This is a genomic window from Streptomyces sp. NPDC045431 (genome assembly GCF_040646655.1).
In the GTDB taxonomy this organism is placed as follows: Bacteria; Actinomycetota; Actinomycetes; order Streptomycetales; family Streptomycetaceae; genus Streptomyces.
This window is the reverse complement of sequence record NZ_JBEZAQ010000003.1, coordinates 444,818-467,145: the sequence shown is the minus strand read 5'-3', so window position 1 is coordinate 467,145 and position 22,328 is coordinate 444,818. Positions and strand designations below refer to the sequence as shown.

Below are 22,328 nucleotides of genomic sequence, written 5' to 3'. Positions count from 1 at the left end.
GCGTTACTGCCGTTTACGGGGCGGAGGGGGACTGCACGGATGCGCAGCGGAGCGAAGGTAGCCGTCGTCGGGAGTGTGTTCGCCGTGGTGGCGGGCGGCGTCGGGTACGGCGCGTACAACCTGTGGAACGGGGTGATGGGGACGACGGCCGCGTCCTCGTCGAAGGCCGCCCCCGGGACGCGGAGCGCCGGGAGCGGGCCGGTCACCGGCGACGAGGTGGAGCGGACGGCGAAGGAGTTCCTGGCGGCGTGGGCCGGGGGCGACGCGGACGCGGCGGGCGAGCTGACCAACGCCGCCGGCACCGCGACCCCGGCCGTACGGGGCTTCCGCGAGGAGGCCCACGTCTCCAAGGCGGTCATCACGCCGGGCAAGGCGATCGGTCCGAAGGTGCCGTTCACGGTCGACGCGACGGTGACGTACGAAGGCGTCTCGCAGCGCTGGACGTACGCCTCCGAGCTGACGGTGGTGCGGGGCGTCACGACGGGCAGGCCGCTGGTCGACTGGCAGCCGGCGGTCATCCACCCGAAGCTCACCAAGGACGCCGTCCTGCGGACGGGCGAGGCGCCCGACCCGCCGGTGAAGGCCGTCGACCACGAGGGCCGGGAGCTGACGAAGGAGAAGTACCCCTCGCTCGGCCCAGTCCTGGACCAGCTGCGCGAGAAGTACGGCTCCGAGACGGGCGGCAAGCCGGGCGTGGAGACGTGGATCGAGCCGGCGGCGGGGGGCGCGGCCGAGGGTGCGGCGAGGGAGACGCTGCTGACGCTCGCCAAGGGCGAGCCGGGCGAGCTGCGGACCACGCTGGACGCGGACGTGCAGGCCGCCGCCGAGCAGGCGGTGCGGCGGTACGGCGAGTCGTCGGTGGTGGCGATCAAGCCGAGCACCGGGGAGATACGGGCGGTCGCCAACAACCGGAAGGACGGCTTCAACGCCGCGTTCCTCGGCCTCCAGGCGCCCGGTTCGACGATGAAGATCGTGACGGCGGCGATGATGCTGGACCAGGGCGTGGTCTCCGGCCCCGGCGACCGCGTGGAGTGCCCGGCGAACGTCACCTGGGACGGCGTCCCCTTCCACAACCTGAACGGCTTCGACATCCAGGGCGGCACCTTCCGGGACAGCTTCCGCCGCTCCTGCAACACCGCCTTCATCAAGGCCGTCAAGCCGCTGAACGACAAGGGCGTCGCCGGTACGGCGCTGGGCGCCACGGCCCGCACGTACTTCGGCATCGGCGAGGAGTGGAACACCGGCGTCCGCTCCATCGACGGCAGCGTGCCGCAGTCGGCGGGGGCCGAGACGGCGGCCTCGTACATCGGCCAGGGCAAGATCACGATGAACGCCCTCAACGTCGCCTCGATCGCCGCCACCGCGAAGAACGGCTCCTTCAAGCAGCCGGTCATCGTCCCGCGCGACCTGCTCGACCGCGCGCCGGCCACCGCCCGGCCGCTCCCCGGCTCCATCGCGAGCGCCCTGCGCGACATGATGCACGCGACGGCGACGACCGGGACCGGCGCGCGGGCGATGTCCGGGCTCGGTACGAACGACAAGGGCGCGAAGACCGGTTCGGCCGAGGTGGACAGCCAGTCCTCCTCCAACAGCTGGTTCACCGGGTACGCCGACGACCTCGCGGCCGCGGCGGTCGTCCAGTCCGGCGGCCACGGCGGCGACGCGGCGGGGCCTCTGGTGGCGTCGGTGCTGAAGGCGCGGTAGGGCGCGCGGGCCGAGACCCATGGGGCGTACGCCTACCGCCGGCGTACGGGCCATGGCTCCGGCCCTGACGGACGGACCGTCCCTCAGTCGTCGTCGAACTCGGCGGAGGAGGTGAGGCCCTCGATGAAGGAACGGAAGTCCGGGGCGAGGGCCAGTTCGGCGTGGTCGTCCGCGTCGAACCAGACCACGGACGGCTCCCCCTGCCGGCCGCAGGCCCGGTAGTCCAGTGCGATCCAGTAGTGCCCGCCACCCGAGATCAGGACGACGTCCGCGGGCAGCCCCCACTCCTCCACCAGGTACGGGCTGTCCAACAGGGACAGCGCCTGCTCATCGTGGCCGATGCCCATCACGAAGTCGAAGGGGACGTGGTCAGGCGCCCACGAGGTCGGCCGACTGGTGGGAAAGGCGTCCCGGCTCGACGCGACCAGGCCGCCGTTCTGTTCGCGGAGGAGTTCGAGCAGAGAGTCGGGAAGCACGACGTCCAACAGCCGTTGTGCCTCCGCGATCGACTGCTCGGTCAGGGGCGGCTGCACCTGGCGGTCGCTGCCCGTGTCCCAGAACGGCCGCTGAAGCTGCTCGGCGTTTGTCATGAGCGTCATCGTAGGGGCGGTGTACGGCGCCGACGCCCGAGCCCTGATCGTCGAAGACGACTCCCTTGACCTCAAGTGCGGTTCAGCTTCTAGCGTGACGTTCCACGACACCGTGTCGCCCTGCACCAGCCGGGCTCACGGCGACCTGAATGAGGATGACGATGACGACGACTGCCTCAGCACAGACCGATGCCCAGCCGGCCGTGACCGTGCTCGGGTTGGGCGAAATGGGCTTCGCCCTCGCGAGCGCCTTCCTGGACGGCGGGCATCCGACCACGGTGTGGAACCGTACGCCGGAGAAGGCCGACGCCCTGGTGGCCAGGGGGGCTCAGCGGGCCACGACCGTCCGGGACGCCGTCGCCGCCGGTTCGCTCGTGGTCGTCAGCGTGAAGGGCAACGCCACGGCCCGCGCACTGTTGGAGTCCTCGGGGGACGCGCTGGCCGGTCGCGCCGTGCTCAACCTGACGGACGGTACGTCGGCGGAGGTCAGGGCGGTGGCCGACTGGGCCGGGCGCCAGGGCGCGCAGTACCTCCACGGGCAGATCATGACGATCGCCCCGGCCGTCGGAGGCGCGGAGAGCGTGGTCTTCTACGGCGGCTCCGACGCCGTGTACGACCGCTTCCAGCCGACGCTCCGGCTCATCGGCGGCCGGGGAGCCCTGATCGCCGCCGACGCCGGTATACCGGCCCTGTACGGGATGGCCGTGCACGACACGATGTGGGGCGCGCTCAACGGGTTCCTGCACGCGGCCGCCCTGCTGTCCAGCGAGGGCATCGAGGTGAAGCGGTTCCTGGACGACGCCGCCCCGTCCCTCTCCGCGCTGCTGGCCTTCCTGCCGATGACCGCCGACGAAGTGGACCGCGGCGCGTACGCGACGGAGTACGGAGCACTCCAGCACCACCGTCCCTCGCTCGAGGACCTCGTCCGCGAGAGCGAGGCGCGGAACATCGATGCCGCGTTCCCCGGCTACACCCTCGGTCTCGTGAACAAGGCCGTGGAAGAGGGGCACGCCAAGGACAGCTACGCGCGGCTGGTCGAGCACTTCAGGAAGCGGTGAGCAGGGGCCGGCGGCCGCAGGGACCGGCCGCGCGGCGGCCGGTCCCGTTGCGGCGGGGGGCTCAGACCGTGCCGGACTTGGCGATGGTGACCTTGGCCTTCGGGGTGCCCGCGCTGGTGCCGAGGGACTCGATCTTCTTGACCAGCTCCATGCCCTCGACGACCTCGCCGAAGACGACGTGCTTGCCGTCGAGCCAGTCGGTGACGATCGTCGTGATGAAGAACTGCGAGCCGTTGGTGTTGCGGCCCGCGTTGGCCATGCTCAGCAGGCCCGGGCGGTCGTGCTTGAGCTGGAAGTTCTCGTCGGCGAACTTCTCGCCGTAGATGGACTTGCCGCCGGTGCCGTTACCGGCGGTGAAGTCACCGCCCTGGAGCATGAAGGCGGGGATGATGCGGTGGAAGCTGGAGCCCTCGTAGCCGAAGCCGTGCTGGCCGGTGGCGAGCTCGCGGAAGTTGCGGGCCGTCTTCGGGACGACGTCGTCGTACAGCTTGAAGACGATCCGGCCGGCCTCCTTGCCGTCGATCGTGATGTCGAAGAAGACGTTGCTGTTGTCAGTCATGGGAATCACCCTAGGTGACGTCTCCGGCGATCGCCGCACGGACCGCCCGTATCAGCGCCTGGGCCCGCGGGTCGGCCGTGACGCCCTTGCGCATGCCGTTGGTGACGTAGCCGAGGGCGATGCCCGACGCCGGGTCGGCGAAGCCGAGGGAGCCGCCGCGGCCCGGGTGGCCGAAGGAGCCGGGGGACAGCAGGGGCGAGGCGGGGCCGTGGAGCATGTAGCCGAGGCCGAAGCGGGTGTTCACCACGAGGACGCGGTCCGGGCCCACGGCCTCCTCCGTGCGGGCCATGGCGAGCGTCGCCGGGGCGAAGAGGCGGTGGCCGTCGACGGGGCCGAGGGTGGCGGCGTAGAAGCGGGCCAGGGCGCGGGCGGTGGAGATGCCCGCCGAGGCGGGGAGTTCGGCGGCGCGGTACGCGGGGTCGTTCTCGTCGGGGGCCGGGGCGATCGCCCCGAAGGCGCGCCGGGTGAGCGAGGCGGGGTCGGCGTAGGCGTCGGCGACCGACCGCTTGGGCCGCAGTTTGAGCGCTCCACCGCCCTGGACGGGCTCCTCGACCGGGCCGACGCGGCCGACGCGGTGCGCCTCGTCGTCGGGGAGGCCGATCCACAGGTCCAGGCCGAGGGGGCGGGCCATCTCCTCGGCGACCCACCGGCCGATGGTGCGGCCGGTGACCCGCAGGACGAGCGCGGCCAGCAGCCAGCCGTACGTCTGGGCGTGGTAGCCGTGGGCGGTGCCCGGCTCCCACGCGGGCGCCTGCGCGGCGACGGCGGCCGCGGCGGCGTCCGGGTCGGCGGCTTCGGCGAAGCTCAGCGGCCGGTCGACGGCCGGGACGCCCGCCTGGTGCGCCAGCAGGTGCCGGACGAGGGCCCGCTCCTTGCCGGCGGCCTTGAACTCCGGCCAGTACGTGCCCACGGGCGCGTCCAGGTCGAGCTGCCCGCGCTGGTGCAGCAGCAGGGGGACGGCGGCGGCCACGCCCTTGGTCGCGGAGCGGACGATCTGGGCGGTGTCCACGGCCCAGGGGGCGGTCCCGTCCACGTCCTTGGCGCCCGCCCACAGGTCGACAACCTTGCGGCCGTCGCGGTAGACGGCGACGGCCGCGCCCCGTTCACCCCGCTGTTCGAAGTTGCGGATGAAAGCGTCCTTGACCGGTTCGAAACCCGCCTGCACTGTGCCCTGGACGTCCACGCCCACCCCTTTCGCTCACACCCATGGTGCAACGCGCAGTTACGAGGCCGGATTCCGGGTGGGGGTGGGCGCGGGGGCGGGGGTGGCCATGGGGTCGAAGCCGAACGGCAGCTCCAGGCGGTGGCGCCGCATGAGCGCGTCGTCGCAGAGCAGCTCCCGGGTCGGGGCATCCGCCGCGATGACGCCCTCACTGAGGATGACCGAGCGGGGGCAGAGCTCCAGGGCGTACGGCAGGTCGTGCGTGACCATCAGGACGGTGACGTCCAAGGAGCGCAGGATGTCGGCGAGTTCGCGGCGGGAGGCCGGGTCCAGGTTGGACGACGGTTCGTCGAGGACGAGGATCTCCGGTTCCATGGCGAGGACGGTCGCGACGGCCACGCGCCGCCGCTGCCCGAAGGACAGGTGGTGCGGCGGCCGGTCGGCGTACGCCTCCATGCCGACCCGGGCGAGGGCCTTCATGACGACGGCCTCCAGCTCGGGGCCGCGCATCCCGGCCGCCGCCGGGCCGAAGGCGACGTCCTCACGGACGGTCGGCATGAAGAGCTGGTCGTCCGGGTCCTGGAAGACGATGCCGACCTTGCGGCGGATCTCCGCGAGGTTCGCCTTCTCGACGGGCAGCCCGGCGACCGTCACCGTGCCGACCCCGCCGCCGAGGATGCCGTTGAGGTGCAGGACCAGGGTGGTCTTGCCGGCGCCGTTGGGCCCGAGGAGGGCGACCCGCTCGCCGCGCTCGACGGTCAGGTCGACGCCGAAGAGCGCCTGGTGGCCGTCGGGGTAGGCGTACGCGAGGCCGCGCACCTGAAGCGACGGGACGAAACTGAGACTCATAGCGTCCATCCCAGCAGACAGACGGCGAGAGCCGTGAGCGGAAGGGCCGCGGCCGCCGACCACTGGGCCCGGGAGGCCGTCACCTGGTCGATGACGGGCATGGTGCCGGCGTAGCCGCGGCTGACCATCGCCAGGTGGACGCGTTCGCCGCGTTCGTACGAGCGGATGAAGAGCGCGCCGGCGGACTTGGCGAGCACGCCCCAGTGGCGTACGCCCCTGGCTTCGAAGCCGCGCGAGCGGCGGGCGACGGACATGCGCCGCATCTCGTCGGTGATGACGTCGCCGTACCGGATCATGAAGGAGGCGATCTGGACGAGGAGCGGGGGCAGCTTCAGCCGCTGCAGCCCGAGCAGCAGGGCGCGCAGCTCGGTGGTGGCGGCGAGGAGGACGGAGGCGGCGACGCCGAGGGTGCCCTTGGCGAGGACGTTGAAGGCGTCCCAGAGGCCCGGTACGGAGACGGAGACGCCGAGCACCTCCGTCTGGTGCCCCGGCACCACGAACGGCATCAGGAACGCGAAGGCCACGAACGGCACCTCGATCACCAGCCGCCGCAGCACGAAGCCCGCCGGGACGCGGGCGGCCGCCGCGACCGCGCCGAGCAGCGCCGCGTACAGGCCGAAGGCCCATACGGCCTCGCGGGGCGTGGAGACCACGACCACGACGAAGCAGAAGACGGCGGCGAGCTTGCAGTGGGGCGGCAGCCGGTGCACGGGCGAGTGCCCGTGCCGGTAGAGCTTGTGCGAGTGGCCCGCGCCCATCTCAGACGGTTTCCCGCTCGGCCGTGCCGGCCGGCGCGACTCCCGCCCCGGCCGACGCCGCCGCCTCTGCGCGGCGGCGCCGTACGGCCCAGAAGACGCCCGTGCCGACCACGACCGTGGCGCCCACGCCGATGGTGCCCGCCAGCCCCCCGGACAGGCGGGCGTTCGTGACGCCGCTGACGCCGTAGTCGGCGAGCGGCGAATCCTTGGCGGCGTGGTCCTCGACCTTCGTGTCGATGCCCTGGTCGGCGGCGACCTTCTCCAGGCCGTCGGGGCTGGCGGAGGCGTAGAAGGACACGATTCCGGCGAGCGCGAGGGCGGTGGCCAGTCCGGTGGCCCACACCTTCTTGGTGGAGCGGGGCGCGGCGGCGGCCGGAGCCGCGGCCGGGGCGGCGTCGACCAGTTCCCCGCCGACCCGCAGCTTGAGCGGCGCGGTCAGGCCGCGGGCGCCGTACACCAGGTCGGGGCGTACGGCGATGACGGCGCCGACGGTCGCGGTGGTGATGGCCGCCTCGCCGATGCCGATCAGGACGTGGACGCCGACCATCGCGGTGAAGACCTTGGTGACGGGGACGTCGGTGGTGCCGCCGACGGCGTAGATCAGGGTGAACGCGGCGGCCGCGGCGGGCACAGAGACGAGCGCGGCGACGAAGGAGGCGACGGTCACCGAGCGGCGGGTGCGCGGCAGGACGCGGACGAGGCCGCGGAAGAGCACGTACGCGGTGAGGACGGTGACCGCGCCCATGACGGTGATGTTGACGCCCAGCGCGGTCAGTCCGCCGTCGGCGAAGAGGATGCCCTGCATCAGCAGGACGACGGCGATGACGAGCACGCCGGTGTACGGGCCGACGAGTATCGCGGCGAGCGCGCCGCCGAGCAGGTGTCCGCTGGTGCCGGCGGCGACGGGGAAGTTCAGCATCTGCACGGCGAAGATGAACGCCGCGACGAGCCCCGCGAGCGGCGCCGTCCGATCGTCCAACTCCCTGCGGGCCCCGCGCAGGCTGACGGCCACCGCGCCCGCGGCGACGAGGCCGGCGGCCGCGGAGACGGGCGCGTTGATGAAACCGTCGGGGACATGCATGGCGGGGACCGCTTTCGGACAGGGTGGGGGCCCGGTGTGGACCGTTCGATGATGGGGCTTCTTGCGAACAAGTTGCAAGAGCGTACCCGTCACAGAAACGAGCCGGGGCGCACGCGCTAGACAAATAGGACATAAGGTATAGGTCTGGCGAGTGTGAGGAGTCGCACGATGGTCCCCGCCGAGGAAACCCCTCCTGAGGGGCACACGTACCCCATGGTCGAAGTCCACGCCAAGGGGCTGATCGTCGATGACGGCCCCCTTTCCCGCCCCGTCCCCGTCGCGCTGCGCTGCGACCCCGCCGACACCGAGGCCGACGATTCCGCCACCGTCCGCCTCGTCTTCCCCGAAGGCACCACCTGGACCTTCCCCCGGGCCGTACTGGAGCGGGGCCTGCGCGCCCCCGCCCGCCACGGCGACATCGGGGTATGGCCCTGCGGCCGGGTCCAGACGGTGGTGGAGCTGCACTCCTCCGGCGATGTCGCGATGGTGCAGTTCGACTCCTCCGCCCTCCTGCGCTTCCTGCGGCGCACGTACGCCGCCACCGCGTCGCACGTGACACGGTGACGGCGTAGCGTCCCTCGGGGCTCAGGCGCGGACGAGCTCCCGCTCCCCCTCCTCCGGCGCGGCCGCGAGCTCCTTCCGCAGGCCCTCGCCCTCCACATCCACGTTGGGCAGGACGCGGTCGAGCCAGCGCGGCAGCCACCAGGCGGCGCGGCCGAGCAGGGCCAGGACGGCCGGGACGATGGCCATCCGCACGATGAACGCGTCGAAGAAGACGGCGACGGCGAGCCCGAAGCCGATCATCTTCACCATCTGCTCGCTGGAGCCGATGAAGCCCGCGAAGACCGCGATCATGATCACCGCGGCGGCCGTGACGACGCGGGCGCCGTGCCGGAAACCGGTGACGATGGCCTGGCCGGGCCGCTCGCCGTGGACGTACGCCTCACGCATCCGGGTGACGAGGAAGACCTCGTAGTCCATGGCCAGGCCGAAGACGACGCCCACCATGAAGATCGGCATCATGCTCATGATCGGGCCGGTCTGCTCGACGCCGAAGAGCGAGCCGAGCCAGCCCCACTGGAAGACCGCCACGACCGCGCCGAGCGCGGCGACGACCGAGAGCAGGAAGCCGAGGGCCGCCTTCAGCGGCACCAGCACCGACCGGAAGACCACCATCAGCAGCAGGAAGGCGAGGCCGACGACGAGCGCCAGGTAGGGCAGCAGCGCGTCGTTCATCTTCTGCGAGAAGTCGATGTTCATCGCGGTGGCGCCGGTGACGAGCACGTCGTCGCCGGTGGTGTCCCGGATGGAGTGGACCAGCTCCTCGGTGGCGGTGGAGGAGGGGCGGTCCTTCGGCACGACGGTGATGATCGCGGTGTCGCCCGCCCTGTTGGGGGTGGGCGGGGTGACGGCCGCGATGCCGTCCAGGCCACGGATGGTCGTGACCGTACGGTCGGCCGCGGCCTTGTCGCCGTCGACGACCACCATCAGCGGCCCGTTGGAGCCGGGGCCGAAGCCGTCCGAGAGCAGGTCGTACGCGCGGCGCTGGCTGGTGGAGGTCGGCTGGGAGCCGTCGTCGGGCAGGCCCATCTCCAGCGAGGCGGCGGGCAGCGCGACCGCGCCGAGGCCGACGACGCCGACCAGCAGCACGACGAGCGGGCGGCGCAGGACGAAGCGGGCCCAGCGGGTGCCCATGTTGGGCTTGTCCTCGTCCGACGCCGGAACGGGGTTCTTGCGGGCCTTGCGGCCGTGGACGCGCTTGCCGACGTAGCCGAGCAGCGCCGGGATGAAGGTGAGCGCGATGAGGACGGCGATCAGGACCGTGCCGGCGGCGGCGAAGCCCATCTTCGTCAGCATCGGGATGTTGACGACGGCCAGGCCGACGAGCGCGATGACGACGGTGAGGCCCGCGAAGACGACCGCGGAGCCGGCGGTGCCGACGGCGCGGCCGGCCGCCTCTTCGCGGTCGCGGCCCTCGGCGAGCTCGGCGCGGTAGCGGGAGACGATGAAGAGCGCGTAGTCGATGCCGACCGCGAGGCCGATCATCATCGCGAGCGTGGAGGTGGTGGAGCCGAGGTCGAGGACGCTCGCCAGGGCCGTGATGGCCGAGACGCCGATGCCGACGCCGACGAGCGCGGTGAGCAGCGGCAGTCCGGCGGCGACCAGGGAGCCGAAGGTGATGACGAGGACGATCCCGGCGACGATGACGCCGATGATCTCGCCCGAGCCGGTCTCGGGCACGGTCTGCAGCGCGTCACCGCCGATCTCGACGGTGAGCCCGCCCTGCCGCGCCTCCGCGCCGGTCTCCTTGAGCGCCTCGCGCGTCGAGTCGGTCAGCTCCATACCGTTGACCTTGTACGACACCTGGATGTAGGCCGTCGTGCCGTCACGCGAGACCGCCTGGACGGCGTACGGGTCGGTGACCGAGGCGACCTGGTCGGAGCCGGAGCGCAGCTCGCCGACGGCCTTGTCGACGGCGGCCTTGCGCTCGGGGTCGGTCATCTTCGCGCCGTCCGGCGCCTTGAAGACGACACGGGCGGTGGCGCCGTCGGCGCCCGCGCCCGGGAAGCGCTGTTCGAGGAGGTCGAAGGCCTTCTGGGCCTCCGTGCCGGGTATGGAGAACGAGCTCGACGTCGCGGCGGGCGCGGAGGCCGCGCCGACGCCGGCGAGCGCCAGCAGCGCGACCCAGAGGAGGGTCACGACATGGCGGCGCCGGAAGGCGAGCCGGCCGAGTCGGTAGAGGAACGTGGCCACGGGGGCGACTCCCGAAAGGTGTGGATCGGACAGGGTCGTGGGGAGACGGCCCGACAGCGTGAGCGGTACGTGTCAGGTAGGTGGGGGGGACGTTCAGAGGCCGAGGGCGGGGAGCACCACGGCGTCGACGTACGCGGTCAGGAACGCCTGGTCCACCGGCCGGTCCTCGACCAGGGGCCGGGCGACGAAGGCGCCGATCAGCATGTGGGGGACGAGCTTCAGCGCCGGGTTGTCCACGGCGACCTCACCGCGCTCGACCGCGCGCCGCAGGACGCCGTCGAGGCCGGTCATCTCGGGTTCGATGAGCAGCTCGCGCAGCGCCCGCAGCAGTTCGGGGTTGTCGTGGACGGCGTGGGCGAGGCCCCGCATGAGCGCGGAGTCCTGCTCCAGCCGGCAGTCGTCGGAGCGCGACAGGATCTCGTGGAAGTCGCCCCGCAGCGAGCCGGTGTCGATCTCGTCGAGGCGGACCGGCTTGTTGTTCCGCAGGGCGCGGGCGACCAGCTGCGGCTTGCTCCCCCACTGGCGGTAGAGAGTGGCCTTGCTGGAGTGGGTGCGGGCGGCGACGGCGTCCATGGTGAGGGCGTCGTAGCCGACCTCGCGGAGCAGGTCGAGCACGGCGTCGTACAGCTCGGACTCGCGCTCCGGGGTGAGCCTGGTACGGGCCATGTGCGCCGGCCTTCCTTCGCGAACGTCGATACGAAACGGTTTCGTACACCTCATACGGTACACCGACCGGACTACGAAACGAAACGGTTTCGTACAGAAGCGTCCGGCGTCACGATCGAGACGCGTGCGTCAGCCGAGTTGCCAGGGCCCGGCCGCGCCGAAAGCATGGCTGTGTGAGCAGCGACGGCGCGTACCTCCGGTATCCCCACCTCCACCAGGACCTGTTGTGCTTCGCGGCCGAGGACGACGTGTGGGTCGCCCCGCTCGCGGCCGAGGGCGAGGCGCCCGGCCGCGCCTGGCGGCTGACCGTCGACCGGACCAGAGTCGGACACCCGCGCTTCTCGCCCGACGGGCGGCACATCGCGTACACGAGCTGGCGCAGCCTGGACCCCGAGATCCACCTGGCGCCGGTCGAGGGCGGGCCGGCGCGGCGGCTGAGCTACTGGGGGTCGCTCGACACCCGGGTGTGCGGCTGGACGCCGGAGGGCGACATCCTGGCGGTGGCCTCGCACGGGCAGCCGTTCTCGCACTTCTCGTGGGCGTACAAGGTCTCCACGGACGGCTCGCCCGGCAAGCGCCTGCCCTGGGGCCCGGTCTCCGACATCGCCGTCGCCGACGTCGACGGGCGGCACCTGACGCTGCTGCTGACCGGCAAGCCGCCGCACGAGCCGGCCGCCTGGAAGCGGTACCGGGGCGGGGCGACCGGACGGCTCTGGCTGCACGGCGAGCGGCTGCTGCCGGACCTCGGCGGCCACCTGGACTGCGCGATGTTCGTGGACGGCCGCATCGCGTTCCTCTCCGACCACGAGGGCGTCGGCAACCTGTACTCCTGCCTGCCCGACGGCACCGACCTCCGGCGCCACACCGACCACGACGAGTTCTACGCCCGGCACGCCTCCTCGGACGGGCGGCGGGTGGTCTACCAGTGCGCCGGGGACCTGTGGATCGTCGACGCCCTGACCCCCGACTCACAGCCGCGGAAGCTCGCCGTCCGGCTCGGCGGTCCGCGCACCGGGCGCCGCCGCTACCAGGTGCCCGCCGCGAGCCACGTGGACGGGGTGGCGGTGGACGAGACCGGGCGGGCGAGCGCCGTGTCCGTACGGGGCAGCCTGTACTGGCTGACGCACCGCGACGGGCCCGCCCGCACGATCGTGGACACCCCGGGCGTGCGCGTACGGCTGCCGGAGATGCTCGGCAGCAGCGGGCGGATCGCGTACGTCACGGACGCGGAGGGCGAGGAGGCCATCGAGATCGCCTACCTGCCCCGGGCGAGCGGCGCCCGCGAACGGCGGCGACTGGCGGCGGGCGAGCTCGGGCACGTACGGGAGATGACCGCCGACGCGGACGGGGAGCGGCTGGCGATCGCGTCCCACGACGGGCGGCTGCTGCTGCTCGACGTGTCGGAACCGGAAGAGGAGACGGCGACCGGCACCGAGTCCGATCCCGAGGGGTCCACCGGCGGGCTCACCGAGCTGACCCGCTCCCTCAACGGCCCGGTCCGCGACCTCGCCTTCTCCCCGGACGGCGCGTGGCTGACCTGGTCCCACCCGGGGATCGGCCGGTCCCTGCGGCAGATCAAGATCGCCCGCATCAAGGACCGCACGATCGTCGACGTCACCAACGGCCGCTTCGAGGACGAGAGTCCCGTCTTCACCCGCGACGGCCGCTACCTCGCCTTCCTCTCCTGGCGGGGCTTCGACCCGGTGTACGACGTCCACACCGGCGACCTGTCCTTCCCGCTCGGCTGCCGCCCCTACCTCGTACCCCTGGCCTCCACCACGCCCTCCCCCTTCGCGCTGTCGCCCGAGGGACGGCCGGCGGCCGGCGGGCTGGACCTCTCCGAGGAGCAGGAGGGCGACGGGACGGTGGTGGTCGAGTTCGAGGGCCTGGCGAACCGGGTGACGCCGTTCCCGGTCGCCGCGTCCAAGTACTCCTCGCTGGCGCCGGTCAGCGGCGGCGGCCTGGTGTGGCTGCGCTGGCCCATCTCGGGCGCGCTGGGCGAGACGTTCGTGAACCCGGCGGACACCTCCGGGCGGCCCACCCTCGAACACTTCAACCTCACCAAGGCCCGCAAGACCGAACTCGTCGGGAACCTCGACTGGTTCGCCCTCAGCGGCGACGGCTCACGGCTCGTCGTGGTCGACGAGGGTGAGCTGCGCGCGGTCCCGGCGACCGAGGTCGGCGACAGCGACACCACCGTGTACGTCGACGCGCGGCGCATCCAGCACGAGGTGGACCCGGGCGCGGAGTGGCGGCAGGCGTACGCGGAGGCGGGGCGGATCATCCGCGCGTACTTCTGGGACCCCGGGATGAGCGGCATCGACTGGGACGGCGTCCTCGACCAGTACCGGCCCCTCGTCGAACGCGTCGCCACCCCCGACGAGTTCGCCGACCTCCTGCGCGAGGTGCTCGGCGAACTCGGCACCTCCCACGCGTACGTCACCGCCGCCCGCCGCAACGAGGGGCCGCCGCACTACCAGCGGGCGCAGGGCCTCCTGGGCGCCAACTTCGTGTGCCGCGACGGCCGGTGGACCGTCCAGCGCATCCTCCCCGGCGAGTCGTCCGACTCCAAGGCCCGCTCCCCGCTCGCCGGTACGGGCATCCGGGAGGGCGCGGTCCTCACCCACGTGGACGGCCGGCCCGTCGACCCCGTCGCCGGGCCCTACCCGCTCCTGTCGGCGGCCGGCGGCACCACCGTCGAGCTGACCTTCCAGCCCGCCGAGGGCCGCTCCCGGCGCGTCGCCGTGGTCCCGCTCATCGACGAGCGGCCGCTGCGGTACCAGGACTGGGTCGCCAAGCGCCGCGAGGTGGTCCGCGAACTGAGCGGCGGCAAGTGCGGGTACCTCCACATCCCGGACATGGGCGGCTCGGGCTGGGCCCAGTTCAACCGCGACCTGCGCCTCGAAGTGGCGCGGCCCGCCCTCATCGTGGACGTCCGCGGCAACGCCGGCGGCCACATCAGCGAGCTCGTCGTCGAGTCCCTCACCCGCAAGATCCTCGGCTGGGACCTCACACGCGGCGCCCAGCCCGTCTCGTACGCCTCCAACGCCCCGCGCGGCCCGATCGTCGCCCTCGCCGACGAAGCCACCGCCTCGGACGGCGACATGATCACGGCCGCCTTCAAGCTGCTGAAGCTCGGGCCCGTGGTCGGTCAGCGCACCTGGGGCGGTGTCGTCGGCATGACGGGGCGCCACCGGCTGGGGGACGGCACGGTGATCACGGTGCCGATGAACGCGGCGTGGTTCGACGAGTACGGGTGGTCCGTGGAGAACCACGGCGTCGCGCCGGACATCGAGATCCTGCGCACCCCGCTGGACTGGGCGGAGGGCCGCCACCGCCAGCTCTCCGACGCGGTCGAGGTGGCCCTCGACCTCCTCGACTCCCACCCCGCGTCCCGCCCCCCGGACTACTCCCAGGCCCCCTCCCTGAAGCGCCTCCCACTGCCGCCGCGACCCGCTTGAGCGGGCCCCTTTCCCCTACCCCGCCCCTTCCCGAAACTGGGGGCTGCGCCCCCACACCCCCCGGTGCGCGGCAGCTTCGCGCCGCGAGGCGGTGCGGAACGGCCCTGGGACGCCCACCGGGGGACGCACGCACTGGCGGCGGAAACGACCACCCGCGTGAGGGGGACGGGGGTGGAGCGTGGGGGGTGGTCGGACGTAAAACGACTGAACTCGCGCGAAGCGCGGTGAACGAGAGTCCGACCACCCCCCACCGGAACCCCCGGCACCCGCCCGGAGCACCGGACAGCAAGCACCGGGCAGGAGCACGCGCGCGACAACGCAAGGGGCGCACCCGCGTCCGGGTGCGCCCCTGCTTCAACCGCGCGTCACGTCACGTCGCTTCAGACGTCGTAGCTCCGGTCCGCCCGCTCCTGCGCCAGGCGCGCGTCCTCGTCGACGTCCTGCCGACGCTCGTCGCGCTGCTGGCGGCCCTTCTGCGTACGCTGCTGCGCCTCGCGCTTCGCGTCCTGCGCACGCTGCTTGGCCTGCTCCTTGAGCTCCTGCGACTTGTCCTTGAACTGGTCCGAGATGCCCATCGAGGTCACTCCTGAAAGTGGTGGTGTGGGGGGTGCGGGGGCCCTTCGGCCCCCGGCCTCGACCAGCCTGGCACGCCCCGACACACCACGCATTTCGATCAAGCGGTAACGGTTCCGTCACGCTCCGTACGCGCCTTTTCGTCGGCCTCTCCCCCCGCCCCGACCAGCCCCGTCCGCACGCTCCCGAGCCGCGGCTCGAAGCGCCGCATCTCGCGCTGCCCGACGGTGGCGATGAGACCGGGCAGGTAGCCGCGCACGGACTGCATGCCGCGCAGCCACCACTGCGCGTACACGTGGGCCGAGCGCCGCTCGATGCCGGCGACGATCCGGTCGACGGCCGGCCCGAGGGGGTACGTGCGGTTCGACGGCCACGGCAGCCGCTGCCGCAGCTCGCGCATCACGTCGTCCTGGTCGGCGCCCCGGACCATGTCGGTGTCGGTCCACGACAGGTAGCCGACGCCCACGCGTACGCCCCGGTACCCGACCTCCGCGCGCAGGCTGTGCGCGAAGGCCTCGACGCCGGACTTGGAGGCGCAGTACGCGGTCATCATGGGCGCCGGGGTGATGGCGGCGAGGGAGGCGATCTGCAGGAGGTAGCCGCGGCTTTCCAGCAGCACCGGCAGGAAGGCGCGGGCGGTGACGGCGCTGCCGATGAGGTTGACCTCGATGACGCGCCGCCACGCGTCCGGGTCGGACGCGGTGAAGGGGCCGCCGGCCGCGACGCCCGCGTTGGCGACGACGATGTCCACCTTCCCGAAGCGTTCCTTCACCTCGGCCGCGACCCGGGCCATCGCCTCGTGGTCGGTCACGTCGACGTGCCACCAGTCGCTCTCGGTGTGCAGCCGCCCGGAGACCTGCTTGAGCTGCTCGGGCTCCAGGCCGAGGAGCGCGATCCGCGCGCCGCGCGCGGAGAGTTTGCGCGCCAGCAGCTCGCCGACGCCGCGCGCGCCGCCCGTGATGACGGCGACCTGGCCGTCGAGGCTCACCTTGCTCATGCCGCTTCCTCCTTGTGCGTCAGGTACGTGGTCACCAGGGCGCGGATCCGGGCGGTGACGGCGTCCGGCGCCTCCACGGGCGTCATGTGCCCGACGCCCACGAGTTCGTCGAACCCGACGCAGCGGGGCAGCGCGGCGGCGATCGCCCGCGCGTGCACGGGCGGCGTGAGCCGGTCGGCGGCGCCGACAAGGACGACGGTCGGCGCCGTCAACTCCCGTACGCCCGGCTCGACGTCGAGCTCGGCGAGCACGTGCGACCAGGCGACCCGGACCGCTCGGGGGCAGGCGTGCACGATACGGGCGCACTCGGCGACGGCGGCGGGCGAGGAACCGGGGCCCATGGTCCCGTACTTGAGGATCGCCTTCGACAGCGGTGTGACGGGCCCGAAGGGCGCCCGTACGCCGAGGACGGCACGGGTGAGACGGGTACGCAGCCGTCCGGCGCGCAGCGGCAGTACGAGCGACTCGGCGACGAGGCGGGAGGCGCCGGTGCTGCACAGCAGGACGGCGGCGGCGCGTTCGCGTACGCCGGGACGCGCGGCGGCGGCCATGAGGGTCATGCCGCCCATGGAGTGCCCGGCGAGCACGGCCTTCTCGCCGGGTGCGAGGGTGGCGGCGAGGACGGCTTCCAGGTCGTCGGCGAGGGCGTCCGTCGAGTACCCGTCGCGCCCCACGGCCGGTGTACGGCCGTGTCCGCGCTGGTCGTAGACGATGACGCGGTGGTCGGCGGAGAGGTCGCGTATCTGCGCGGCCCAGAACTCCGTGGAGCAGGTCCAGCCGTGCGCCAGCACGACCGCGGGCGCGCCGTCGGCGCCGTACACCTCGACGTGGAGGGAGGAGCCGTCCGCGGAAGTCACCCGGATCACGCGACAGCCCCTTCCCGCACGCGGACGACCTCGTACTCGCTCAGGTCGACCGTCCGCGTCGCACGCCGGAACTCGCTGGTGGTGCCGGGCCACAGCGTGGTGTTGCGGCCGTTGGCGTCGAGGTACCAGCTGTCGCAGCCGCCGGACTTCCACACGGTGCGCTCCATGCGGGCCTGGACGCGCCGGTTCCAGGCGGCGACGGCGGAGGGCCGGGCGGCGAGGGCGGCGCGACCGCCCTGGCCGTCGAGTGCGTCCAACTGCTTCATGTAGTCGGCCAGGTAGTTCAGCTGGGACTCGATCATGAGAATCATGGAGGAGTTCCCGAGCCCGGTGTTGGGCCCGATGATGGTCATCCAGTTGGGGAACCCGGCGGCGGTCGCGCCGCGCAGCGCCTCCATGCCGTCCTTCCACGCCTCGGCGAGGGTGATGCCGTCCGCGCCCACGACCCGCTCGGCGATGGGCATGTCCGTCACGTGGAAGCCGGTGGAGAAGACGATCGCGTCGACCTCGGCCTCGGTGCCGTCGGCGGCGACGAGCGTCCGCCCCCGCACCTCGGAGAGCCCGGACGCGACGACGTCCACGTTGGGCCGCGCGAGGGCCGGATAGTAGTCGCTGGACAGCAGGATCCGCTTGCAGCCGATGCGGTACGAGGGCGTGAGCTTGGCCCGCAGCGCCGGGTCCTTGATGGCCCTGGCCATGTTCGCCTTGGCGATGGACTCGACGAGTCCGAGCTCGGCGGGCCGCTTGGTGAAGGCGCTGACCTGCAGCTCCCGGATACCCCAGAGCAGTCCGCGCCGCGCCTTGCCGGTGAAGGGCAGCTGCCGGTGCAGCCACCGCTCGGCGCCGGTGATGGCGCGGTCCATGCGGGGCATGACCCACGCGGGGGTGCGCTGGAAGAGGGTGAGCCGCCCGACCTTCGGCTGGATGGACGGCACGATCTGGATGGCGGAGGCGCCGGTGCCGATGACGGCGACGCGCTTGCCGGCCAGGTCGTAGTCGTGGTCCCAGCGGGCGGAGTGGAAGACCCGGCCGCCGGTCTCCTCGAAGGAGGCGAGCCCCGGGATGTCGGGGATCTTCGGGTCGGACAGCGGCCCGGTCGCGGAGACGACGACGTCCGCGGTGAGCGTGCCCCGCGAGGTCTCGATCTTCCAGCGCAGCGCGTCGTTGTCCCACGTCATCATCTTCACTTCGTGACGGAAGCGGAGGTGGGGGCGCAGCCGGAAGGTGTCGGTGACGTGCTCCAGGTACGCGCGGATGTGCTGCTGACCGGAGAAGGTGCGCGGCCAGTCGGGGTTGGGCGCGAAGGAGAAGGAGTACAGGTGGGAGGGCACGTCGCACGCGCACCCCGGGTAGCTGTTGTCGCGCCAGGTGCCGCCCACGGAGTCGGCGCGCTCCAGGACGACGAAGTCGGTGATCCCCTCGCGGCGCAGCCGGACGGCGGCCCCGAGGCCGCCGAATCCCGATCCGATCACCGCCACTCGTACGTGCTCGTGCTGGCCCATGCCGCCTCCGCATAACCGGTCCGCAAGACTTTGCCAGCAATCGCTGGCACGATTCGGAGAGTAGAGCAGGTCCTTACCGAGCGGTAGGGGTCGCGCGGGGAAAAGTTACCGGCGGTACGACATAGGGTTGCGTGTGTGGCAGACGACGGGACGACGACCGAGGGGACGGCCGGGGGAACGGCCGGGCAGCCGCCGCACGAGCCGCGCGGGGACCGCGAGCAGCGGGCGTCACGCGAGCACCGCGACCACCGCCAGCACCGCCATGACCGGCAGTCGCAGGAGCCGCAGGCGCAGGCGCAGCGCGAGGCCCACGAGCAACACGAGGCCCACGACCGGCGCGAGCAGCGCGAGACCCACGAGCAGCGCGATGACCACACGTCGCGCGAGTACCGCGTCGAGGAGCTGGCCGCCGCCGCCGGCATCACCGTGCGCACCCTGCGCTTCTACCGCGAGCGCGGTCTGATCCCGCCGCCCCGCCGCGAGGGCCGCATCGCCTGGTACGGCCCCCACCACCTGGCCCGGCTGCGGACCATCGCCGCCCTCCTGGAGCGCGGCCACACCCTGAACGGCATCGCCGACCTCGCCGCCGCGTTCGAGAGCGGCCGCGACGTCGGCGAGGTGCTGGGCCTCGGCGAACCGACCGAGGAGGAGCCCGTCCGGCTCACCCCGGAGCAGCTCGCCGACCACTTCGGCGACCAGGTCACGCCGGAGAACTTCGCCGCCGCCCTGGAACTCGGCTACCTCGCCACGGACGGCGAGGAGATCGTCCACGTCAGCCGCCGCCTGCTGGACGTCTCGGCCGCGCTCGTCAAGGAGGGCATCCCGCTCTCCGCCGTCCTGGCCGCCGCCGCCCGCGTCCGTGAACACGCCGACGCGCTCGCCGGGCTCTTCGCCGCCCTGCTGCGCGAGCACGCCGACGGAGAGGCCGACGCCGTACGGCTGCGGCCGCTGGCGAAGAGCGTGGTGGAGGCGGAGGTGTCCATGGCCCTGGACCGCCACCTGCACCGGCTGCGCGACCTCCGGCCGTAGAGACGCCGCCGTGAGACGCGACCTCAGGCCGTGAGGACGGGCACGGGCAGCCACCAGCGCGCCTTGTAGATCCCGCCGTTCGCGAGCTCGTACGTCCCGGCCGGCCGGTGCACGGCCACCTTCCGGGTCCACCAGCTCTCCCCCAGCCCGCTCTCCGGCACGGTCGAGACGACCTGGCCGGTCGCCGGGTCGTTGCCGGCCGCCTTGACCCGGGCGCGGCTGATGTCCGCCGCACCCGCGAAGTCCTGCGTGAAGGCGCGGGCGCTCTTCATGTACTGGTAGACGGCCGTGCCGCTGCTCACCCACAGCCGGTCCGGCCGCCCGGCGACCTGCCCGAGGTCGTGCCCGTGCGGCGTCGGCAGCGGCACCTCGAAGGCCTTGATCAACGCCGGCCTGGCCGCCGTACCGCCGACCCTCAGCGCCACGAGCCGCTCGCCGCCCAGCGCCCACAGCACCCGCCGCGCGCCGTCCCACTGCAGGCCGTGGGCGTCCTCCAGGGCGTACGACGCGAACGGCACGTCCGCCGGCCCCTGGGAGGCCGCGTAGAGGCGCACGACATCGCCGGTGCTGCCCGCGACGGCCACGTTGCCGTTCGGCAGCAGCTCGATGCTGTGCGGGTTCACGCGCGTCGTGCCGGGCGAGAGGGCGCCGCCCCAGTGACGCCGCCCCGAGGGGTACTCCACGACGGCGGCGAAGCCGTACGAGGCGACGGTGAGGACGTACGTCCTGCCCTGCCAGACGCGCGCCTTGGCCTCGCTGGGGTGCACCCAGCTGAGGCCCGGCTCCAGGTCGGCGTACCGGGGGTCGCCGAGGGGCGAGAACGCCCACCGGACGGCGGAGGCGTCGGCGGCCGGGTCCCAGGCGCGCCGCGCGCCGTCGAGCAGCAGGATCCGCTTGGACGCCTGGTCGGTGAGGAGGACGTCGGGCGTCCCGGCGGGGATCTCGGAAGCGGGAACCGGGACGGAGGCCGACGTCGGCACGGGGGCGGTCAGCGGCAACGCGAGCGTGACCGCGGTGAGCAGAGCGGACCGGAGCGTTCGTACGGTGGCGATGCGCACGAGAGCTCAGCGTGCCAGAAGCATGCCCAGGAAGTGATGCTCCCCACACCTGCTCTGACAGATCATCACTTCCGGAACCGGAACCGCCGGAACCCACCGGTCTCCGGGTTTCCGGTTTCCGGTTTCCGGTTTCCGGGCTTCCGGGCTTCCGGCTACCGGTTGCCGTACGCCGGCTCGTACACCGCCGTCACCGGCGCGTGGTCGCTCCAGCGCTCGCCGTGGGACGCCGCGCGCTCGACCCAGGCCTTGACGGCGCGGGCGGCGAGGCCCGGGGTGGCCACGTGGTAGTCGATGCGCCAGCCGGAGTCGTTGTCGAAGGCGCGGCCGCGGTAGGACCACCAGGAGTACGGACCGTCCTGGTCGGGGTGGAGGGCGCGGACCACGTCGACGTAGCCGCCGTCGCCCTCGGCGAGGACGCGCGAGAGCCAGGCGCGCTCCTCGGGGAGGAAGCCGGAGCTCTTCCGGTTGGCCTTCCAGTTCTTGAGGTCGGCCTCCCGGTGGGCGATGTTCCAGTCGCCGCAGATGAGCACCTCGCGCCCCTCGGACGCCGCCCGCTCCCGCAGCTCCTTGAGGTAGGGGAGGAAGGCGTCCATGAAGCGGACCTTCTCGTCCTGCCGCTCCGTACCGACCTCCCCGGAGGGGAGGTAGAGGCTGGCGACCGTGACGCCCGGCAGGTCGGCCTCCAGATAGCGGCCGCTGCCGTCGAACTCGGACGAGCCGAAGCCCACGCGTACCGCGTCCGGCTCGCGCCGCGTGTAGAGGGAGACGCCCGCGCGGCCCTTGGCGGCGGCCGGGGCGTGCGCGGCGTACCAGCCCTCCGGCGTGCGGACCGCCTCGGGGAGCTGGGACTCCTCGGCCCGCACCTCCTGGAGGCAGAGCACGTCGGCGGCGGTCCCGGCCAGCCACTCCACGAAGCCCTTCTTCGCGGCGGCACGCAGGCCATTGACATTGGCGGACGTCACAGTGAGCATTCCGGCACGATAACCGAGACCGGACGCCCGCATACATGTACCATCCACCGTATACTTATCCGCCCGGTCCCCTTCGACCATCCTGACGCCGTCAAACTCAACGACGCCGTCCAGCTCGAGTACGCCGAGCGGTACGGCGACGAGGGCGATCTCACACCGCTCGACCCCTCGATGTTCCGTCCGCCGCGCGGTCTGTACCTGCTCGCGTACGACGAGCGGGACCGTCCGGTCGCGACCGGGGGCTGGCGCACGCAGGACGAGAACGACGAGGGGTACGCCGACGGGGACGCCGAGCTCAAGCGCATGTACGTGATCCCCGAGGCGCGCGGCCTGGGCCTGGCCCGCCGCATCCTCGCCGCCCTGGAGGAGGACGCGCGCGCCGCCGGGCGCACCCGCATGGTGCTGGAGACCGGCGACATGCAGCCGGAGGCGATCGGGCTGTACACGTCGAGCGGGTACGCGCCGTGCGCCAAGTTCGGCTACTACCGCGAGTACCCGAACAGCCGCTGCTTCGCGAAGTCGCTGACGCGCTCCTGACAACCAGGCCCCGCCCGTGGGACCCTGCCTCACGCACGACACGTACGGCACGTACGGCACGCGCAGCACGCACAGCAGGCACCACACGTACGGCACGCGCAGCACGCACAGCAGGCACCACACGCACCGCTGATCCGCACCGCTCTTCGTTCC

19 protein-coding genes and 1 pseudogene are annotated in these 22,328 nt (G+C 72.7%); 6 read left to right on the top strand and 14 right to left on the bottom strand.

All coding sequences use genetic code 11. The features are described from left to right. Nucleotides 1–39 precede the first annotated feature (39 nt). Complete coding sequence (locus AB0A69_RS10715; RefSeq protein WP_361418143.1) at nucleotides 40–1,704, top strand: penicillin-binding transpeptidase domain-containing protein; 1,665 nt, start codon at nucleotides 40–42, stop codon at nucleotides 1,702–1,704. An 83-nt stretch (nucleotides 1,705–1,787) separates the two neighbouring features. Here the strand turns inward: AB0A69_RS10715 and AB0A69_RS10710 are convergent, their stop codons facing one another. Next, nucleotides 1,788–2,294 (bottom strand): SMI1/KNR4 family protein, encoded by a 507-nt coding sequence (locus AB0A69_RS10710; protein WP_361418140.1) that lies wholly within the window; start codon nucleotides 2,292–2,294, stop codon nucleotides 1,788–1,790. A gap of 161 nt (nucleotides 2,295–2,455) precedes the next feature. Between AB0A69_RS10710 and AB0A69_RS10705 the strand changes: the two genes are divergently transcribed. After that, nucleotides 2,456–3,352 (top strand): NAD(P)-binding domain-containing protein, encoded by an 897-nt coding sequence (locus AB0A69_RS10705; RefSeq protein ID WP_361418137.1) that lies wholly within the window; start codon nucleotides 2,456–2,458, stop codon nucleotides 3,350–3,352. A gap of 61 nt (nucleotides 3,353–3,413) precedes the next feature. On the opposite strand, the gene AB0A69_RS10700 is transcribed toward AB0A69_RS10705, so the two are convergent. The 5 genes from AB0A69_RS10700 to AB0A69_RS10680 are packed head-to-tail and all read right to left on the bottom strand — an operon-like array spanning nucleotide 3,414 to nucleotide 7,761. Next, the gene (locus AB0A69_RS10700) at nucleotides 3,414–3,911 is read right to left on the bottom strand and encodes a peptidylprolyl isomerase (RefSeq protein ID WP_361418134.1); all 498 of its coding nucleotides are present in this window, start codon (nucleotides 3,909–3,911) and stop codon (nucleotides 3,414–3,416) included. A gap of 10 nt (nucleotides 3,912–3,921) precedes the next feature. Next, on the bottom strand, nucleotides 3,922–5,094 hold the full coding sequence (locus AB0A69_RS10695; RefSeq protein ID WP_361418131.1) for a serine hydrolase domain-containing protein: 1,173 nt from the start codon (nucleotides 5,092–5,094) through the stop codon (nucleotides 3,922–3,924). Nucleotides 5,095–5,133: 39 nt separating this feature from the next. After that, complete coding sequence (locus AB0A69_RS10690) at nucleotides 5,134–5,922, bottom strand: ABC transporter ATP-binding protein (RefSeq protein WP_361418128.1); 789 nt, start codon at nucleotides 5,920–5,922, stop codon at nucleotides 5,134–5,136. Further along, the gene (gene cbiQ / locus AB0A69_RS10685; RefSeq protein WP_361418125.1) at nucleotides 5,919–6,680 is read right to left on the bottom strand and encodes a cobalt ECF transporter T component CbiQ; all 762 of its coding nucleotides are present in this window, start codon (nucleotides 6,678–6,680) and stop codon (nucleotides 5,919–5,921) included. The genes AB0A69_RS10690 and cbiQ overlap by 4 nt, the downstream gene beginning before the upstream one ends. A 1-nt stretch (nucleotide 6,681) precedes the next feature. Next, entirely contained in the window at nucleotides 6,682–7,761 is a 1,080-nt protein-coding gene (locus AB0A69_RS10680) for an energy-coupling factor ABC transporter permease (RefSeq protein ID WP_361418122.1), read from the bottom strand. 213 nt (nucleotides 7,762–7,974) lie between these two features. On the opposite strand from AB0A69_RS10680, the gene AB0A69_RS10675 reads away from it, so the two are divergent. Further along, nucleotides 7,975–8,325 carry an SsgA family sporulation/cell division regulator gene (locus AB0A69_RS10675; protein ID WP_361418119.1) on the top strand — a complete coding sequence of 117 codons (351 nt, stop codon included), beginning with the start codon at nucleotides 7,975–7,977 and terminating at the stop codon, nucleotides 8,323–8,325. Nucleotides 8,326–8,346: 21 nt separating this feature from the next. On the opposite strand, the gene AB0A69_RS10670 is transcribed toward AB0A69_RS10675, so the two are convergent. Both AB0A69_RS10670 and AB0A69_RS10665 read right to left on the bottom strand, forming a co-directional pair. Next, the gene (locus AB0A69_RS10670; protein ID WP_361418116.1) at nucleotides 8,347–10,515 is read right to left on the bottom strand and encodes an MMPL family transporter; all 2,169 of its coding nucleotides are present in this window, start codon (nucleotides 10,513–10,515) and stop codon (nucleotides 8,347–8,349) included. A 93-nt stretch (nucleotides 10,516–10,608) separates the two neighbouring features. Continuing rightward, complete coding sequence (locus tag AB0A69_RS10665) at nucleotides 10,609–11,181, bottom strand: TetR/AcrR family transcriptional regulator (RefSeq protein WP_361418112.1); 573 nt, start codon at nucleotides 11,179–11,181, stop codon at nucleotides 10,609–10,611. 173 nt (nucleotides 11,182–11,354) lie between these two features. Between AB0A69_RS10665 and AB0A69_RS10660 the strand changes: the two genes are divergently transcribed. Beyond that, nucleotides 11,355–14,642: a S41 family peptidase gene (locus tag AB0A69_RS10660; RefSeq protein ID WP_361418109.1), complete on the top strand. Its 3,288-nt coding sequence runs from the start codon at nucleotides 11,355–11,357 to the stop codon at nucleotides 14,640–14,642. 380 nt (nucleotides 14,643–15,022) lie between these two features. Here AB0A69_RS10660 and AB0A69_RS10655 read toward each other — a convergent pair whose 3' ends face one another. From AB0A69_RS10655 to AB0A69_RS10640, 4 genes are all read right to left on the bottom strand, one after another. Continuing rightward, nucleotides 15,023–15,217: a hypothetical protein gene (locus AB0A69_RS10655; RefSeq protein WP_361418106.1), complete on the bottom strand. Its 195-nt coding sequence runs from the start codon at nucleotides 15,215–15,217 to the stop codon at nucleotides 15,023–15,025. A 98-nt stretch (nucleotides 15,218–15,315) separates the two neighbouring features. After that, on the bottom strand, nucleotides 15,316–16,212 hold the full coding sequence (locus AB0A69_RS10650) for an SDR family oxidoreductase (protein WP_361418103.1): 897 nt from the start codon (nucleotides 16,210–16,212) through the stop codon (nucleotides 15,316–15,318). Next, a complete protein-coding gene (locus AB0A69_RS10645) occupies nucleotides 16,209–17,078 on the bottom strand; it encodes an alpha/beta hydrolase (protein WP_361418100.1) in 870 nt (289 codons plus the stop codon). The genes AB0A69_RS10650 and AB0A69_RS10645 overlap by 4 nt, the downstream gene beginning before the upstream one ends. Further along, nucleotides 17,075–18,580 carry an NAD(P)/FAD-dependent oxidoreductase gene (locus AB0A69_RS10640; RefSeq protein WP_361418098.1) on the bottom strand — a complete coding sequence of 502 codons (1,506 nt, stop codon included), beginning with the start codon at nucleotides 18,578–18,580 and terminating at the stop codon, nucleotides 17,075–17,077. The genes AB0A69_RS10645 and AB0A69_RS10640 overlap by 4 nt, the downstream gene beginning before the upstream one ends. A 381-nt stretch (nucleotides 18,581–18,961) precedes the next feature. Here AB0A69_RS10640 and AB0A69_RS10635 point away from each other — a divergent pair. Further along, nucleotides 18,962–19,609, top strand: a pseudogene (locus AB0A69_RS10635) (MerR family transcriptional regulator); the annotation flags it as partial. 23 nt (nucleotides 19,610–19,632) lie between these two features. On the opposite strand, the gene AB0A69_RS10630 reads toward AB0A69_RS10635, so the two are convergent. Both AB0A69_RS10630 and AB0A69_RS10625 read right to left on the bottom strand, forming a co-directional pair. Further along, nucleotides 19,633–20,667 carry a DUF6528 family protein gene (locus AB0A69_RS10630; protein WP_361418095.1) on the bottom strand — a complete coding sequence of 345 codons (1,035 nt, stop codon included), beginning with the start codon at nucleotides 20,665–20,667 and terminating at the stop codon, nucleotides 19,633–19,635. Nucleotides 20,668–20,819: 152 nt separating this feature from the next. Beyond that, nucleotides 20,820–21,638 (bottom strand): exodeoxyribonuclease III, encoded by an 819-nt coding sequence (locus AB0A69_RS10625; protein WP_361418092.1) that lies wholly within the window; start codon nucleotides 21,636–21,638, stop codon nucleotides 20,820–20,822. Between the two features lie 51 nt (nucleotides 21,639–21,689). Between AB0A69_RS10625 and AB0A69_RS10620 the strand changes: the two genes are divergently transcribed. Further along, entirely contained in the window at nucleotides 21,690–22,175 is a 486-nt protein-coding gene (locus AB0A69_RS10620) for a GNAT family N-acetyltransferase (protein ID WP_361418459.1), read from the top strand. Nucleotides 22,176–22,328: the final 153 nt, after the last annotated feature.